Source organism: Angustibacter speluncae (assembly GCF_054777815.1).
In genome coordinates this window covers 58327-73755 of the sequence record NZ_BAAHAF010000072.1, presented here as the reverse complement: position 1 = coordinate 73755, position 15429 = coordinate 58327, and the positions used below count along the sequence as shown (strand labels likewise).

Below are 15429 nucleotides of genomic sequence, written 5' to 3'. Positions count from 1 at the left end.
CCTACGACGCCGGCCAGAGCGAGTGGTAGGCGTTCAGCGCGGGCTGGCCACCGAGGTGGGCGTACAGCACGTGCGAGTCCTCCGGGATCTCGCGCGAGGTCACCAGGTCGATCAGCCCGGCGAGCGACTTCCCCTCGTACACCGGGTCGGTGATCATCGCCTCGAGCCGGGCGCCGAGCTCCATCGCCGCGATCGTGGAGTCGACGGGCAGGCCGTAGAGCTCGCCCGCCCAGCCCTCGAGCACCGTGATCTCGTCGTCGCGCAGGTCGCGGCCGAGCTCGATCAGCTCGGCGGTGTGCCGGGCGATGCGCCCGACCTGGTCGCGCGTCTTCTCGAGCGTCGCGCTGGCGTCGATGCCGAGCACGCGGCGGCGGACGCCGGTGAGGTCCTCCAGCGCCGCGAAGCCGGCGATCATGCCCGCGTGGGTCGAGCCCGTGACCGTGCAGACCACGATCGTGTCGAACGTGACGCCGAGCGACTTCTCCTGCTCGGCCACCTCGAACGCCCAGTTCGCGAAACCCAGTCCGCCGAGACGGTGCTCGCTCGCGCCGGCCGGGATGGCGTACGGCGTGCCGCCGGCCTCCTCGACCTCGCGCAGCGCGTCCTTCCACGAGTCGCGGATGCCGATGTCGAACCCGCTGTCGTCGAGCCGCGAGTCGGCGCCCATCAGCCGGCTCAGCAGGATGTTGCCGACCTGGGTGTTGGTCGGGTCCTCCCACGGCACCCAGCGCTCCTGCACGAGCCGGCACCGCAGCCCCAGGTGCGCCGCGACGGCGGCGACCTGCCGGGTGTGGTTCGACTGGTACCCGCCGATCGACACCAGCGTGTCGGCGCCGCTCGCCAGCACGTCCGGGACGATGTACTCGAGCTTGCGGATCTTGTTGCCGCCGTAGGCGAGCCCGCTGCTCACGTCCTCGCGCTTGGCCCACACCTGCGCACCGCCGCCGTGGGCGGCCAGGTGCTCGGTCAGCCGGCGCAGGTGGTGCACCGGGGACGGGCCGAAGGTGAGCGGGTACCGCTCGAACCGGTCGAGGATCACGCGTGCCTCCTGGGCTGTCGCCGGGGGAGCATCCACCAGCTACCGGAATGCAATATATCGCAGGCGTCGGGTCGGTGGGGTCAGTCCGTCCCGATCGCCGCCAGGCCGTGGAACGTCCCGAACGCGACGGCCGACGCACGCTCCACCTCGCCGGCCGCGCAGAGCCGGATGAGCTCGTCGTGCTGCGCGACCGACTCGCGCCCGTCGTCCGAACCGAACCGCAGCCGCTCCGCGCGACGCAGCACGGGGGTGAGCTGCTCGAGCACGGCGGCCAGCGACCGGTTGCCGCACACCGCCACCGGGACGCCGTGCAGCTCGTCGTCGGCCGCGAGCGCGGCGTCGACGTCCCCCTCGTCGACGGCTCGCGCGAACGCCGCGTTGGCGCGCCGCATCCGCTCGAGGTCGTCGGCGGTCAGGCTCGGCACGGCCTCGCGGACGGCGAGCTCGTGCATCGCCGCCACGACGTCGCGGGCCTCGCGCACCGCCCGGCCGTCGACCGTGCTCACGGTGGTCGACCGGCCGGGCAGCGCGACGACCAGCCCGGTCTGACCCAGCCGCAGCAGCGCCTCGCGCACCGGCGTGCGGCTGACGCCGAGCCAGGTGGCCAGGTCGACGTCGCGCAGCTGCTCGCCCGGCTCGAAGGTGCCGTCGATGATCGCGTCCCGCAGCCGGCCGTAGACGTCGTCGCGCAGCAGCCGGCGGTCCGGCGGCGGGGACGCGGTGGGGATCGGCACGGGTCAGACGAGCGCGTGGACGAGCAGCGCGAGCAGCGCGAGCGCGGGGATCGTGCCCTGGGTGGCGGCGGTGCGGGCGCGCCGGCGGTCCGAGCCCACGAGCACCAGGGCCGCGGCGAGCATCGACCCGACGCCGGCGACGACCAGCGCGATGCCGACCCCGACCGTCCCGGACGCCGCCAGGGCGATGCCGACGAGCGTCTGCACGGCGAGGAAGAGGTTGTACCAGCCCTGGTTGAAGGCCCACGGCCGCACGGCGTCGAGGTCGTCGGGCCGCACGCCGAACACCTTCTGCGTCGACGGCTGCGAGAATCGGACCGACTCGAGCACGAAGATGTACACGTGCAGCAGCGCGGCGAGCGCGGCGAGCACCAGGGCGACGGTCAGCACGGCCCGAGCGTAGACCTCGGCGAACCGGCGCCGGTCAGGCCGCTCGTGCGCAGTTGTCGCCCCTTCCGCACCCTGCGAACGGGCGACAAGTGCGCATCTCACGACCTCGGTGCCGCGAGTGGTTGCTTCGAGCGGCGCGAAGCCACCACTCGTGGCGTCCGGGCTCCGGCGGTCACGGGTGCACCCCGCGAACCGGACGCAGACCGTCCGCAACCGCCTCTAGCGTGCCGCCCATGGACGACACCATCCCTTGGGAACCCCCGTTCGCCGGCACCGAGGTCGAGGCGCTGCGCGGCTCGCTGGTGCGGCTGCGCACCACCTTCCGGTGGAAGGTCGACGGCCTCGACCTCGACGGCCTGACCCGCACCGTCGGCGCCTCGTCGCTCACAATGGCGAACCTGCTCAAGCACCTGGCCTGCGTCGAGGACGAGAAGTTCGGCAGTGCGCTGTCGGGCGCCCCCTACGGCCCGCCGTGGGCGGGCATGGCGACCTGGGAGGGCACCCCGAAGGAGTACGTCTTCTCGGTCGACGGCCTGTCGGCCGAGCAGCTCTACGGTCTGTGGGACGACGCCGTGCGCCGCGCCGACGAGCGCCTCGACGCGGCCCTGGCCGCCGACGACCTGGGCCAGCGGGTCGCGTGGGGGGCCGACGACGGGTTCGTGGTGAACCTGCGCCGGCTGCTGCACGACCTGGTCGAGGAGTACGGCCGCCACACCGGCCACGCCGACCTGCTGCGCGAGGCCGTCGACGGCCGGGTCGGGGAGGACCCGCCCGAGGGCTGGGCCGCGCAGTCCGGCCGCTCGCCCGTCGGGGTGCAGCCCGGCTGACGCCTGCGCCGGGCGGTGGCCGATCATCGTGGGGTGACGGCGATCCGACCCGGCGACGACATCCGGCTGCCGAAGGTGCGGGCCAGCCCGCTCACCGGCCGGCGGTGGCTGAACACCGGTGGCCGCGACCTGTCGCTGGCGGACCTACGCGGACGGTTCGTGCTGCTCGACTTCTGGACGTTCTGCTGCGTGAACTGCCTGCACGTGCTCGACGAGCTGCGGCCGGTCGAGGAGCGGTTCGCCGACGAGCTCGTCGTGGTCGGCGTCCACTCGCCGAAGTTCGAGCACGAGCGCGACCCGGCCGCGGTCGAGGCGGCGGTCGAGCGGTACGGCGTGCACCACCCGGTGCTCGACGACCCCGACCTCACCACCTGGCAGGCCTACGCCGCCCGCGCCTGGCCGACCCTCGTGCTCGTCGACCCGAACGGGTACGTCGTGGCGCAGATGGCCGGCGAGGGCCACGCGCACGGGCTCGAGGTGCTGCTCGCCGAGCTGGTGGCCGAGCACGACGCCGCCGGCACGCTGCACCGCGGCGAGGGCCCGTACGTGCCGCCCGCGCCGCCCACCAGCGCGCTGCGCTTCCCCGGCAAGGTCGCCGCCCTGCCCGGCGGCGGGTGGGTGGTCTCCGACACCGCCCACCACCAGCTCGTGCTGCTCGACGACGACCTCGAGACCGAGCGCGGCCGGATCGGGTCCGGCGAGCGCGGCCTGGTCGACGGGCCGGCGGAGACCGCCGCCTTCAGCGAGCCGCAGGGCGTGCACGTGCTGCCCGCCGACGTCGCCGAGCGGGTCGGCGTCGACCTCGTGGTCGCCGACAGCGTGAACCACGCCGTCCGCGGCGTCCGGCTCGCGGACGGGTCGGTCACCACGCTCGCCGGGACGGGTGAGCAGCTGCGGTCACGGCCCGACGCCGGCCAGGGCCCCGCTGCCCGCGACCTGTCGACCCCGTGGGACCTCACCTGGTGGCGCCCGGGGGACGGTGACGGCACGCTCCTGGTCGCGATGGCCGGCAATCACCAGCTCTGGACGGTCGACCTGCTCGCCGACCCCGTGACCGCCGGCCCGCTCGCCGGGACGACGAACGAGGGGCTGCGCGACGGCCCGGCGACCGAGGCCTGGTTGGCCCAGCCGTCCGGGCTGGCCGCCGACGGCGGCACCGTCTGGATCGCGGACCCCGAGACCTCGGCGCTGCGGCGGCTCGTCCACGGACCCGAGGGACCGGCGCTGGAGTCGTTCGTCGGCGCCGGCCTGTTCGAGTTCGGGCACGTCGACGGCCCGGCCGGCGACGCGCGCCTGCAGCACCCGCTCGGCGTCGCCGTGCTGCCCGACGGCAGCGTCGCGCTCGCCGACACCTACAACGGCGCCGTGCGCCGCTACGACCCGGCGACCGGCCAGGTCGGCACGCTCGCCGACGGCCTCGCCGAGCCGTCCGACGTCGTGGTCGACGCGACGGGCCGCGAGCCCGTGCTCGTGGTCGTCGAGTCCGCCGCGCACCGGCTCGTGCGGGTGCCGCTGCCGCCGGCCGCGCGCGAGGTGCGGGGCGCGTCGATGCGCACCGCCCGACCGGTCACCGAGGTGCGCCCCGGCGAGGTCGAGCTGGTCGTCGACTTCGTCCCGCCCACGGGCCAGAAGCTCGACGACCGCTGGGGCGACCCGACCTCGCTCACCGTCTCGGCGACGCCCGAGCAGCTGCTGCGCGCGGGCGCCGGCCGCTCGACGGGGCTGACCCGCACCCTGGTGCTCGACCCGGACGTCCCCGAGGGCGTCGTGCACGTCGCGGTGCAGGCCGCGGCCTGCGACGGCGACCCGGAGACCGGGGAGGTGCCCGAGCACGCCGCCTGCCACCTGTACCAGCAGGACTGGGGCATCCCGGTGCGGCTGACCGAGAGCGGTGCCGCCCGCCTCGACCTCCCGCTGCGGGCCGGCTGAGACCCCCTGTCCCGCTGGGCGGACGGTGCCTCGCCCGTCCGGGCGACGCCCGCTCAGGTGCCCCGTACGCCCTCCGGGTCCGATCGGACCAAAGGGCCCGGGCGCGTCGGTTGCTCCGTCTAGGGTTCGCAGCGAGGACGGTGCCTGCCGTCCGCGTGCTTGGGGGTGAGCGGGGTGGTGTCCAGGCGCCGTACGCGGCTGCCCACCGAGCGCGGCCTCACCGCCCTCGGCGGCGTCGCCACCGTCCTGACCCTGGTGGCCCTGCTCGTGGTCGCCGCCTGCTCCTCGACCCCCTCGCGCACGCCGCCCGCGACGTCGTCGACCTCGGTCCCCACCGCGTCCGCGTCCGCCACCCGCACCCCCGGCCAGGTCGACCCGTTCGAGGTCGTCGTCGGCGACTGCATCGACGAGGCGACGGGCGAGGGCGAGCTGACCGAGGTGCCCGTCGTCGACTGCGCCACGCCGCACCTCGGCGAGGCCTACGCCGTGGTGCGGATGGAGGACCGCGCGACCTTCCCGGGCCTCGACGCGGTGGCGGTCGCGGCGCAGGGCTGCGGTGCGCCCTTCGAGGAGTTCGTCGGGCGCCCGCTCGCCGGCTCGGCGCTGCGGGTGACCTACCTGCACCCCACCGAGGACTCCTGGCGCGCGGGCGACCGGGAGATCCTCTGCGTCGTCTCCGACCCCGCGGGGCCCGTCACCGGGACGCTCGAGGGCGCCTCGCGCTGAGCACCCGGTCGTTCACCCGTCCGCGTTTCGCCGTGCGTCGAGGGGCACCCGGGCCCACACTCGGTGCCGAGTCCCCGACCCCGAGGGGACCAGACGAAGGGACGACCCATGGGCTTCGGTGGAGGCATCTTCCTCCTCGTCCTCGGCGGGATCCTGGCCTTCGCGGTCAAGGACAGCTGGGACGTCATCGACCTGACCGTGATCGGCTACATCTGCATCGCGGCCGGGATCCTGGCCATCATCCTCGGCCTGGTCACCAGCCAGCGCCGGCGCACCAGCGAGACGGTCGTCCAGCACACCGCACCCCCGGCCGCCGCGCCGCCCGCTGCCGCGCGTCCGGGCGAGACGGTCGTGCGCGAGGAGCACCGCGACGGCATCTGACCGACCGCACCGCCTGACGACACAGCGAAGGGCCGGCACCCGGGGGGTGCCGGCCCTTCGCGCGTCGCCAGGGTGATGCGAGGGTCAGGGTGGTGCGAGGCTCAGAAGGCCGCCTCGTCGAGGTCCATCAGCGCGTTGTCGGTGGCCTCGGCGATCGCCCGCTCGGCCGTGATCGGCGGCAGCTGGTTGCGGACGAAGAACCGGGCCGCGGCGACCTTGCCCTCGTAGAAGGCGCGGTCCCTGACCGCCAGGTCCTCGTCCGCGAGCCGGGCGGTGGCCACCTCGGCCTGGCGCAGCAGCAGCCAGCCGACGACGAGGTCGCCGGTGGCCAGCAGCAGCCGGGTGGTGTTCTGGCCGACCTTGTAGAGGTTGCGCACGTCGTTCTGCTCGCCGCCGCGCGGGTCGGACGCCATCAGCTGGCCGACCATGTAGCCGACGATGCCCTGGACGTCCTCGAGCGCCTTGCCGAGCAGCTCGCGCTCGGTCGCGAGCTCGCCGGACCCGTTGTCGCCCTTGACGAACTCCTGGATCTGGGTCGAGAGGTGACCGAGCGCCTGGCCCTTGTCGCGGACGATCTTGCGGAAGAAGAAGTCCTGGCCCTGGATGGCCGTGGTGCCCTCGTAGAGGGTGTCGATCTTGGCGTCGCGGACGTACTGCTCGACCGGGTAGTCCTGCAGGAAGCCGGAACCGCCGAAGGTCTGCAGGCTCTCGGTGCCGAGCAGCACCCACGCCTTCTCCGAGCCGACGCCCTTCACCAGCGGCAGCAGCAGGTCGTTGACCCGCACCGCCATGTCCTCGGGCGAGCCGGCCTCGAAGTCCTCCGACCCGTGCGCCCGGGCCGCGACGTCGACGGTGTCCTGCTGGCTGGCGGTGTAGAGCACCAGCGACCGCAGACCCTCGGCGTAGGCCTTCTGCAGCATGAGCGAGCGGCGCACGTCGGGGTGGTGGGTGATCGTGACGCGCGGCGCGGCCTTGTCGGTCATCTGCGTGAGGTCGGCGCCCTGCACCCGCTCCTTGGCGTAGCCGAGGGCGTTCAGGTAGCCGGACGACAGCGTCGCGATCGCCTTCGTGCCGACCATCATCCGCGCGAACTCGATGATCTTGAACATCTGCGCGATGCCGTCGTGCACCTCACCGAGCAGGGTGCCGACCGCGGGGACGCCGTCGACCTCGCCGAAGCGCACCTCGCACGTGGTCGAGACCTTGAGGCCCATCTTGTGCTCGACGTTGGTGACGAAGGCGCCGTTGCGCTCGCCGAGCGCGCCGGTCTCGAGGTCGACGTGGAACTTGGGGACGATGAACAGCGACAGGCCCTTGGTGCCGGGGCCGGCGCCCTCGGGGCGGGCGAGCACGAAGTGCACGACGTTGTCGTAGAACGGCGCCTCGGCGGAGGTGATGAACCGCTTCACGCCGGTGATGTGCCAGGTGCCGTCGGGCTGCTGGACGGCCTTGGTGCGGCCGGCGCCGACGTCGGAGCCGGCGTCCGGCTCGGTCAGCACCATGGTGGCGCCCCAGCGGCCGTCGACCGACAGCTGGGCGAGCCGCTTCTGGTCGTCGGTGCCCAGGGTGTGCAGCACCTTCGCGAACGCGAAGCCGGCGGAGAACATGTGCACGGCCGGGTTGGCGCCGAGCACCATCTCGGCGATGGCCCAGCGCAGCGACGGCGGGATCACGGTGCCGCCGAGCTCGGCGGGGATGTCGGTGCGCCACCACTCGGCGTCGATGTACGCCTGGTAGCTCTTCACGAAGGACTCCGGCATCGAGACCTCGTGCGTGGCGGGGTCGAAGACCGGGGGGTTGCGGTCGGAGTCGACCAGCGAGGCGGCCAGCTCGTGCTCGGCGAGGCGGGCGACCTCGGCGAGCATCTCGCGCGCGGTGCCGTGGTCGACCTCGTCGTACGGACCGCTGCCGAGCAGCTCCTGGCGCCCCAGCACCTCGAACAGGTTGAACTCGATGTCGCGCAGGTTCGCGGTGTAGTGGCTCATCGCCCCGTCCTCCCAGTTACCGGTCAGTAACTGCCATGGTGCTACCGCCCGGTAACAATTGCAAGCGGATCGGGACGGCTCGCGGTGGCGTCCGCCGTAGGCTCGCGGCCGTGCCGACGCCCGCCGAGATCACCCGCCACCACGAGCCGGCCGACGACGTCGAGTGGATCACCGGTCCGACGCCCGGCCCAGTGGAGGTGGTCCCCTACGACCCCGCGTGGCCGGCGCTGTACGCGCGGGTGGCCGACCGGGTGCGCGCCGCGCTGGGGGAGCGGGTGCTCGCGGTCGAGCACGTCGGGTCGACCTCGGTGCCCGGGCTGCCCGCCAAGCCGGTGGTCGACGTCGACCTCACCGTCGCCGACCCGGCCGACGAGGACGCCTACCGCCCCGACCTCGAGGCGGCCGGGTTCCGGCTCGTCGTCCGCGAGCCCAGCTGGCACCAGCACCGCTGCTTCACCCTCGCCGAGCCCCGCACGAACCTGCACGTCTTCGGGCCCGACTGCCCGGAGGTGGTGCGGCACCGGCTGTTCCGCGACTGGCTGCGCGAGCACCCCGACGACCTCGCGCTCTACCGCGACGCCAAGACGGGCGCCGCCGCGGCCTCGACCGCGGCCGGCGAGCACGTGATGGACTACAACGCCCGCAAGGAGCCGGTGATCATCGAGATCTACGACCGCCTGTTCCGCGCGCACGGGCTGCTGCCCTGAGCTCGTGCCGACCGCGGGTCAGCGGCTGCGTGGCACCTCGCGCGCGGGACGGCGTGCGGCGGGCTCGGGCGGGTTCCGGGGGCTGTGGTCGTCGCCACCCTGCAGCAGGGTGTCGACCACGGCGCCGGGCAGGTCCCTGAGCACCCCGCCGACCGCGGTGCGCAGCTCGCCGGCCGGCCCGCGTGCCTGCTCGCGGGCGGCCCCGGTCAGGCGCCGTGCCCCCACCCCCATCTGCCGCACCGTCTCGGACGTGCGGCGTGCGGCCGTCCGGGCCCGGTCGGCGCCCTCGGTGGCGAGGCGGGACAGGGGATCGGGGGCGCGCACGACGCGATCCTAGGCGGGGCGGCGCCGGGCGGGTCGGCGTCCGCGGTGTGATGCTGGGCCCCCGCCCAGCAGGAGGAGGTGCGTCGTGACGACGCCGATCGCGACCCGGCACGACCCGGCCGACGTCCGCCGCGCGTACCGGGTGCTCGAGCCGCTGCACTCGTTCGTGTACTTCTCGGCCGAGTCCGAGCGCGAGCTGCTCGCGACCGGGCTGCGGCCCGGGCGGATGCCCTACCTCGCCCAGCGCTCGGCCCCGCTCGGGGCGGTGGGCGCGGGGGTCGTGGTCGCCACCTTCTACAACTTCGCTCCCGCCGCGGTCGCGCGGGCGCTGCCGCGCGCCTGGACGCTCGCGAGCCCCGCCGAGGTGCTCGACGCCCGCTGGCGCGCGGTCGTGGCGGCACTCGGACGGCTGCTCGACGGCGCCGGCCCGGCCGAGGTCGACGTCCTGGCCGACCTCGCGGGCCGGGCGGCCGCCGCGTGCGAGCCCGAGGGTCGTCCGCTCGCCGCCGCGCACGCCGAGGTCGAGGTGCCCGACCACCCGCTCGCCCGGTTCTGGCAGGCGGTCACGGTCCTGCGCGAGCACCGCGGCGACGGCCACGTCGCCGCGCTGGTGCAGCGCGGGGTCACCGGCCTGGACGCGCTCGTCAGCCACACCGCGGGCGGACGCGGGTTCGCGCCCGCCTTCGCCGCCGCCAGCCGGGGGTGGACGCCGGAGCAGTGGCAGGAGGCCGCCGACGGGCTCCGCGCGCGGGGCCTGCTCGACCCGGACGGGCGGCTCACCGACGCCGGTCGCGCCCTGCGCGAGGAGCTCGAGGTCGCCACCGACGCCGCGAGCGCCCGCCCGCTCGGGGTGCTCGACGCCGACGGGCTGGCGCGCCTCACGGCCCTCGGTCGCTCGCTGTCCGGTCGCGCGGTGGCCGCCGGTGCGTACCCCGCCGACGGGGTGATGGCGACCCGTCCGGCCTGACGGGTGGCGGGCCCGCGCCGAGGAGCCCGAACGGATGGTGCGCCCTACGATGGCGGTTGCCGGGTCCCGGCAACCGGCTGGAGGGGTCGATGACGCGCACGCTGGACGAGCAGCTCGAAGCCGTCGCGGCCGGCGCGGCGTCCGACGCCGGGGGCACCGACCCCGCGCTGCTCGGCGGCTACCTCGACACGGTCGTCGAGGCCGCGGCCACCGGGCGGCAGCTGCGCCGGCACGAGCTGCAGGCCTGCGCCGAGGCCGGTCGCGTCGCCGCCGAGCAGGGGGTGGCGCTGCGGGCGCTGGTCGACCTGTACCTGTCCGCCGCGTGGCGGCTGTGGCGCGACGTGCCGCAGGTCGGCGCGGGCGGCGCCGACCGGGTGCGCGAGGCCGCGCTGTTCGTGCTCCGCGCCGCCCACGACGTCGTCGCGGCGCTCGCCGAGGGCTACCAGCTGGCCCGCATCGACCTCGCCCGCCAGCTCGAGTCGGCACGGCACGCGCTGCTCGACGCCCTGCTCACGGGCGGCCGCGCGGCCGTCGAGGCCGGTGCCACCACCGACCTCGGGCTCCCCGCGTCCGGTCCGCTCGCCGTGGCGCTCGCGACCTCGCCGGCCGGGTTCGGCGACCCGGGCACCGCGGCGCTGCCCGGGCGGGTCGAGCGGGCGATGCAGGGACGCCACGGCGACGCGCAGCCGCTCGTGCTGATCCGTGAGGGCGTGCTCACCTGCGTGTTCGCGGCGCCGGACGCCGCGTCCGTGCGGCAGGCCAGCGAGGTCGTGGCCGCGGAGGTGCGCCGGCTCGACGAACCGGGCTGGCGGGTGGCGGTGAGCCGGCCCCGTCCGGGTGCAGCGACGGTGCGGGCCGGGCACGACGAGGCGACCGAGGCGCTCGACCTGGCCGCTCGGCTCGACCTGGTCGAGCAGGTGGTCGACGCCGGCGACCTCACCGTGCACCGCCTGCTCCTGCGCGACCGGCCGGCGGCCCACGACCTGGTGCGCTCGGTGCTGCTGCCGCTGGAGCGCGCGCGGGGCGGGGCGGCGCCGCTCGTCGCCACCCTGGACGCGTGGTTCGCCACGGGCTGCGTGGCCACCGAGACGGCGGCGCGCCTGCACCTGTCGGTGCGGGCGGTGACCTACCGGCTGGCCCGGGTGGCCGACCTCACCGGGCACGACCCGACCGACCCGGCCGACCGCTTCACCCTGCAGACGGCCGCCGCCGTCGCCCGGCTGCTCGGCTGGCCGGGCGTCTCCCTCGCCGAGTGACGTCTTCGTTGCCGACGATCGGCAACGAGGAGCAGCTGGTCTCGTCCGGCCGCCGACCCGGCGGCGACGCCCGCGGCGGGCGACGATGGTGAGAGCTCAAGCACCCCCGTCTGCTCGCAGGAGGCACCCGTGGACGTCCCCCTCTGGTTGTGGTTGACCCTCGGCATCGGCATCGTCGTGATGCTCGCGGTCGACCTGCTCGCGCACCGCAACGAGCACGTCATCAAGTTCCGCGAGGCCGCGTGGTGGAGCGCCCTGTGGGTCGGCCTGGCCATCGCCTTCGGCGGGCTCGTCTGGTGGGCGCTCGGCACCAACGCCGCGGTCGAGTACTCGACCGCCTGGCTGCTCGAGAAGAGCCTGTCGGTCGACAACCTCTTCGTCTTCGCGCTGATCTTCGCCTACTTCAAGGTGCCGGCCCAGTACCAGCACCGGGTGCTGTTCTACGGCGTCATCGGCGCCCTGGTCTTCCGCGCGATCTTCCTGTCGGCCGGCGTCGCGATCGTCAGCCAGTTCACCGCGATCCTGTTCCTGTTCGCCGCGATCCTGCTGTACAGCGCCTACAAGCTGCTCAAGGACGACGACGACGAGTTCGACCCGAGCACCAGCTTCGGCGTCCGGATGCTGCGCAAGATCATGCCGGTGCGCGACGAGTACGCCGGCACGAAGTTCTTCGTCCGGGAGAACGGCCGCCGGGTCGCCACGCCGCTGCTCGCGGTCGTGGTCGCGATCGAGATGGCCGACCTGGTCTTCGCGGTCGACAGCGTCCCCGCCGTGCTCGCGGTGAGCGACGACCTGTTCATCGTGTACTCCTCGAACGCGTTCGCGATCCTCGGTCTGCGCGCCCTGTACTTCCTGCTCGCCGGGCTGCTCGACAAGTTCCACTACCTGTCCAAGGGCCTGGCGATCATCCTCGCCTTCATCGGCGTAAAGCTGGTGCTGCAGGCGGCCCACAAGACGATCAGCACCGACATCCCGGAGATCCCGTCGCTGGTCAGCCTCGGTGTCGTGTCGCTGCTGCTCGCGGGTTCGGTGGTGCTGAGCATCGTCCGGCCGGCGCCCTCGCACGAGGCGGAGGAGGCGGGTGCGCTCGACGACGCCGACGGCACCGGCCCGGCCGCGGCCACCGACAAGCACCTCGACGGCGGCACGTCCGCCACGGCGGTCGACCCCGACGACGACCCGCTCCGCAAGACCGGCGCGCGGTCCTGACGGACCGGGACGCCTGACCGGCCGCTCGGGCGGCCGGTCACCCCACGGCGGCGGCCGGGACCCGGTGGTCCCGGTCGTCGCCGTCGTCGTCCGCGCGGCGCCCGCGGGTCAGCAGGGTGCCCCAGAGCGCGGCGAGGACGAACATGAAGAGGCTGTAGACGGCGGCCGGGATCGAGGCCTCGACGACGTCGAGCACCTCGACGGCGACGAAGATCGCGAGCGTCGCGTTGTGCACGCCGATCTCCATCGACGACGCCACCGCCTGCGCCCGGCGCACCCCGACCGCGCGGGGCACCGCGTAGCCCACGACCAGGCTGATCGCGCAGAACAGCGCGGTGACGGCGCCGATCTGCGCCAGGTACTCGGCGACGTCCTCGCGCTGGTCGACCAGGATCCCGGCCACCAGCATGGCGAGGATGACGGCCGAGCCGATCCGCACCGGCCGGTCGGCCCGCGCGGCGAGCGCCGGGCGTGCCGCCCGGACCGCCATGCCGAGCACCACCGGCACCAGCACGATCGCGAACACCTCGACCACCTCGACGAACGGCAGCCGCACGTCGTCCTGCCGGCCGTACCAGGCGATCGCGAATCCGGTCACCAGCGGGAGCGTGAACAGCGCGACCACCGAGTTGATCGCCGTGAGCGTGATGTTCAGCGCGACGTCGCCGCGGAACAGGTGGCTGAACAGGTTCGCGCTGGTGCCGCCCGGCGAGGCGGCGAGCAGCATCATCCCGATGCCGAGCAGCGGCGGGAGGTCGAAGAGCACCACCAGCCCGAAGCAGACGGCGGGCAGCAGGAGCAGCTGGCAGGCCAGCGCCGTCACGACCGCCCGGGGGGCGCGGCCGATCCGGCGGAAGTCGGCCGGCGTCAGGTCGAGCCCGAGGCCGAACATGATGATCGCGAGGGCGACCGGCAGCCCGATCGTGGTCAGCGCTGAGTCCACGCGCCGAACGTAGTGGTGACCGAGCGTGGTCGGTAGGACCCGTCCGGGTCAGATCAGCGCCTCGCGGGCGGCCGCCCGCACCGCCTCGGCCACCGCGGTGAGGGCGGACGGGGCCGTGCGCCACTGCTGCCAGTGCAGCACGACGTCGACGGGCGAGTCGTCGAGGACGACCAGCCCGTCCGGGCGCTGGTGCCGCTCGAGGTCGGCGACCATCCCCCAGCCCATGCCGAGCCGGATCGCCTCGGCGAACTCCTCGGCGGCGGGCACGTGGTGGCGCGCGACGTCGGGAGCGCGCCGCAGCCGCCGCCGCAGCCAGCGGTCCTGCAGGTCGTCCTTGCGGTCGAAGACGAGCAGCGGAGCCCGGCCGAGGGCGTCGCGGTCGACCCCGTCCGGGAACCACCGGTCGACGAAACCCGGTGCGGCGCAGGGGCGGTAGCGCACGGTGCCGAGCCGGGTCGACCGGCAGCCGGGCAGCGGCTCGGCCACCGAGGTGACGGCGGCGGCCGCGGCGCCGCTGCGGACGAGGTCGAGGGAGTGCTCCTGGTCCTCGCGCAGCACCTCGAGCTGCACCCGGTCGGCGACCGACGCCAGGGCCGGCAGCGCCCAGGTGTGCAGGGAGTCGCCGTTGACGACCAGCGTGAGGTGGGGACGCTCCTGCTCGCGCCCGAGCTCGTCCGCGAGGTCGTGGGCGAGCAGGTCGACCTGGCGCGCGAACCGCGCGACGGCCTCGCCCGCTTCGGTGAGCCGGACCGGCCGCGCGCGGTGCAGCACCGGGCGACCGACCGCCCGCTCCAGGGCGGCGATCCGCTGGCTGACCGCCGACGGGGTGAGGGCGAGGTGGCGCGCCGCCGCGTCGAAGCTGCCCAGCGCGGCGATGGCGGCGAGGGTGCGGGCGTGGTCGGGGAGGACGTCCGGCACTGTTCAGCGCCGCTTCAGCACCTGAAGGAACATGAGCTGGAGTGAACCACTTCCGGCGTGCCACGGTCGAGGGGTGCTGCTCCCCCTGCTCGCCGGTCTCGGCACCGGCCTGTCGCTCATCGTCGCCATCGGCGCGCAGAACGCCTTCGTGCTGCGCCAGGGGCTGCGACGCGACCACGTCGTCCTCGTCGTCGCGGTCTGCGCCGTCTCCGACCTGGTGCTGATCCTGCTCGGCGTCGCCGGCATCGGGGTGCTGGTCGAGCGCGCGCCCGTGGCGGTCGAGCTGGTGCGGTGGGGCGGGGCGGCGTTCCTCGCGGTCTACGGCCTGCTCGCCGCCCGGCGCGCCCTGCGCGGCGGGAGCCTCGAGGCCGACCCGGCCGGTCGCCGGCTGTCGTGGCAGGCGGCCCTGGCCACCTGCCTGGCCTTCACCTGGCTCAACCCGCACGTGTACCTCGACACCGTGCTGCTCGTCGGCTCGGTCGCGAGCACGCACGGGGCCGAGGGCCGGTGGTGGTTCGGCGCGGGGGCCGGGGCGGCCAGCCTGCTGTGGTTCTCCGCCCTCGGTGCGGGCGCCCGGCTGCTGACGCCGGTGTTCCGCCGTCCGTCCGCGTGGCGGGTGCTCGACGGCCTGATCGCGGCGGTGATGCTCGGACTCGCGGTGCTGCTGCTGGTCGGGTGAGACCGGACGCTCGTCGTACACGTGTTCGAACCGCGTGGCACCATGGGTGGGGTGGCCGGCGGGATGACAGCGGGGCGGGGCAGGACCCTCGCCGAGCGCTCCGCGCGGGCCGGGATCGGCACCGGCACCGGCTACGAGGACGGCTACGAGCTCCCCGCCGCGCAGCCGGCGCAGGTGCGGCCGCGGGCGCAGCACTGCTGGGTGGTCGACCCTCCCCAGTCGCCCGGCCGCTGGCCCGGCCTGCTTACCGAGTGGCGGCGCGAGCCGTCCGGCGCGTGGTCGGGCCGGGTGGCCTGGGCCGTCGACGGTGGTGCCCCCGACCTCGACACCGTGCTGCTGCAGGCGTGGTTGCCCGCCCACCACCTGCGCGGGCCGGACGGGTGACTTGCGCGCGCCGTCCGATGAATGGATAGTG

The 15429-nt window shown here is 74.7% G+C and carries 17 protein-coding genes; 10 read left to right on the top strand and 7 right to left on the bottom strand.

Annotation, left to right across the window (positions count from 1 at the left end; genetic code table 11):
* Position 1 precedes the first annotated feature (1 nt).
* The 3 genes from ACYVKY_RS08550 to ACYVKY_RS08540 all read right to left on the bottom strand — a co-directional run bounded on the left by ACYVKY_RS08550 (position 2) and on the right by ACYVKY_RS08540 (position 2163).
* Positions 2–1039 carry an aminocyclopropane-1-carboxylate deaminase gene (locus ACYVKY_RS08550; protein ID WP_460434545.1) on the bottom strand — a complete coding sequence of 346 codons (1038 nt, stop codon included), beginning with the start codon at positions 1037–1039 and terminating at the stop codon, positions 2–4.
* A gap of 80 nt (positions 1040–1119) precedes the next feature.
* Positions 1120–1773, bottom strand: a complete 654-nt coding sequence (locus ACYVKY_RS08545) for a GntR family transcriptional regulator (RefSeq protein ID WP_460434544.1) — start codon at positions 1771–1773, stop codon at positions 1120–1122.
* A 3-nt stretch (positions 1774–1776) separates the two neighbouring features.
* Positions 1777–2163 carry a DUF1304 domain-containing protein gene (locus ACYVKY_RS08540; protein WP_460434543.1) on the bottom strand — a complete coding sequence of 129 codons (387 nt, stop codon included), beginning with the start codon at positions 2161–2163 and terminating at the stop codon, positions 1777–1779.
* Between the two features lie 233 nt (positions 2164–2396).
* Here ACYVKY_RS08540 and ACYVKY_RS08535 point away from each other — a divergent pair, with 233 nt between their 5' ends.
* The 4 genes from ACYVKY_RS08535 to ACYVKY_RS08520 all read left to right on the top strand — a co-directional run bounded on the left by ACYVKY_RS08535 (position 2397) and on the right by ACYVKY_RS08520 (position 6026).
* On the top strand, positions 2397–2990 hold the full coding sequence (locus tag ACYVKY_RS08535; RefSeq protein WP_460434542.1) for a DinB family protein: 594 nt from the start codon (positions 2397–2399) through the stop codon (positions 2988–2990).
* Positions 2991–3023: 33 nt separating this feature from the next.
* On the top strand, positions 3024–4919 hold the full coding sequence (locus tag ACYVKY_RS08530; protein ID WP_460434541.1) for an NHL domain-containing thioredoxin family protein: 1896 nt from the start codon (positions 3024–3026) through the stop codon (positions 4917–4919).
* Positions 4920–5093: 174 nt separating this feature from the next.
* Positions 5094–5645, top strand: coding sequence for a septum formation family protein (locus ACYVKY_RS08525; protein ID WP_460434540.1), 552 nt, complete (start codon positions 5094–5096; stop codon positions 5643–5645).
* 108 nt (positions 5646–5753) lie between these two features.
* Positions 5754–6026, top strand: coding sequence for a DUF6458 family protein (locus tag ACYVKY_RS08520; protein ID WP_460434539.1), 273 nt, complete (start codon positions 5754–5756; stop codon positions 6024–6026).
* Positions 6027–6127: 101 nt separating this feature from the next.
* On the opposite strand, the gene ACYVKY_RS08515 is transcribed toward ACYVKY_RS08520, so the two are convergent.
* The gene (locus tag ACYVKY_RS08515) at positions 6128–8011 is read right to left on the bottom strand and encodes an acyl-CoA dehydrogenase (RefSeq protein ID WP_460434538.1); all 1884 of its coding nucleotides are present in this window, start codon (positions 8009–8011) and stop codon (positions 6128–6130) included.
* A gap of 110 nt (positions 8012–8121) precedes the next feature.
* Here ACYVKY_RS08515 and ACYVKY_RS08510 point away from each other — a divergent pair, with 110 nt between their 5' ends.
* Entirely contained in the window at positions 8122–8718 is a 597-nt protein-coding gene (locus ACYVKY_RS08510) for a GrpB family protein (protein WP_460434537.1), read from the top strand.
* 18 nt (positions 8719–8736) lie between these two features.
* On the opposite strand, the gene ACYVKY_RS08505 is transcribed toward ACYVKY_RS08510, so the two are convergent.
* Positions 8737–9042 (bottom strand): hypothetical protein, encoded by a 306-nt coding sequence (locus tag ACYVKY_RS08505; RefSeq protein WP_460434536.1) that lies wholly within the window; start codon positions 9040–9042, stop codon positions 8737–8739.
* Between the two features lie 85 nt (positions 9043–9127).
* On the opposite strand from ACYVKY_RS08505, the gene ACYVKY_RS08500 reads away from it, so the two are divergent.
* The 3 genes from ACYVKY_RS08500 (at position 9128) to ACYVKY_RS08490 (ending at position 12474) form a co-directional block, all read left to right on the top strand.
* Positions 9128–10009, top strand: a complete 882-nt coding sequence (locus ACYVKY_RS08500; RefSeq protein ID WP_460434535.1) for an SCO6745 family protein — start codon at positions 9128–9130, stop codon at positions 10007–10009.
* Between the two features lie 89 nt (positions 10010–10098).
* The gene (locus ACYVKY_RS08495; RefSeq protein WP_460434534.1) at positions 10099–11265 is read left to right on the top strand and encodes a PucR family transcriptional regulator; all 1167 of its coding nucleotides are present in this window, start codon (positions 10099–10101) and stop codon (positions 11263–11265) included.
* A 129-nt stretch (positions 11266–11394) separates the two neighbouring features.
* Positions 11395–12474: a TerC family protein gene (locus ACYVKY_RS08490; protein ID WP_460434533.1), complete on the top strand. Its 1080-nt coding sequence runs from the start codon at positions 11395–11397 to the stop codon at positions 12472–12474.
* 37 nt (positions 12475–12511) lie between these two features.
* Here the strand turns inward: ACYVKY_RS08490 and ACYVKY_RS08485 are convergent, their stop codons facing one another.
* Positions 12512–13417, bottom strand: coding sequence for a bile acid:sodium symporter family protein (locus ACYVKY_RS08485; RefSeq protein ID WP_460434532.1), 906 nt, complete (start codon positions 13415–13417; stop codon positions 12512–12514).
* A gap of 48 nt (positions 13418–13465) precedes the next feature.
* A complete protein-coding gene (locus tag ACYVKY_RS08480; protein WP_460434531.1) occupies positions 13466–14335 on the bottom strand; it encodes an ArgP/LysG family DNA-binding transcriptional regulator in 870 nt (289 codons plus the stop codon).
* A 73-nt stretch (positions 14336–14408) separates the two neighbouring features.
* On the opposite strand from ACYVKY_RS08480, the gene ACYVKY_RS08475 reads away from it, so the two are divergent.
* Entirely contained in the window at positions 14409–15014 is a 606-nt protein-coding gene (locus ACYVKY_RS08475) for a LysE/ArgO family amino acid transporter (RefSeq protein WP_460434530.1), read from the top strand.
* A gap of 51 nt (positions 15015–15065) precedes the next feature.
* Positions 15066–15398 carry a hypothetical protein gene (locus tag ACYVKY_RS08470; RefSeq protein ID WP_460434529.1) on the top strand — a complete coding sequence of 111 codons (333 nt, stop codon included), beginning with the start codon at positions 15066–15068 and terminating at the stop codon, positions 15396–15398.
* Positions 15399–15429: the final 31 nt, after the last annotated feature.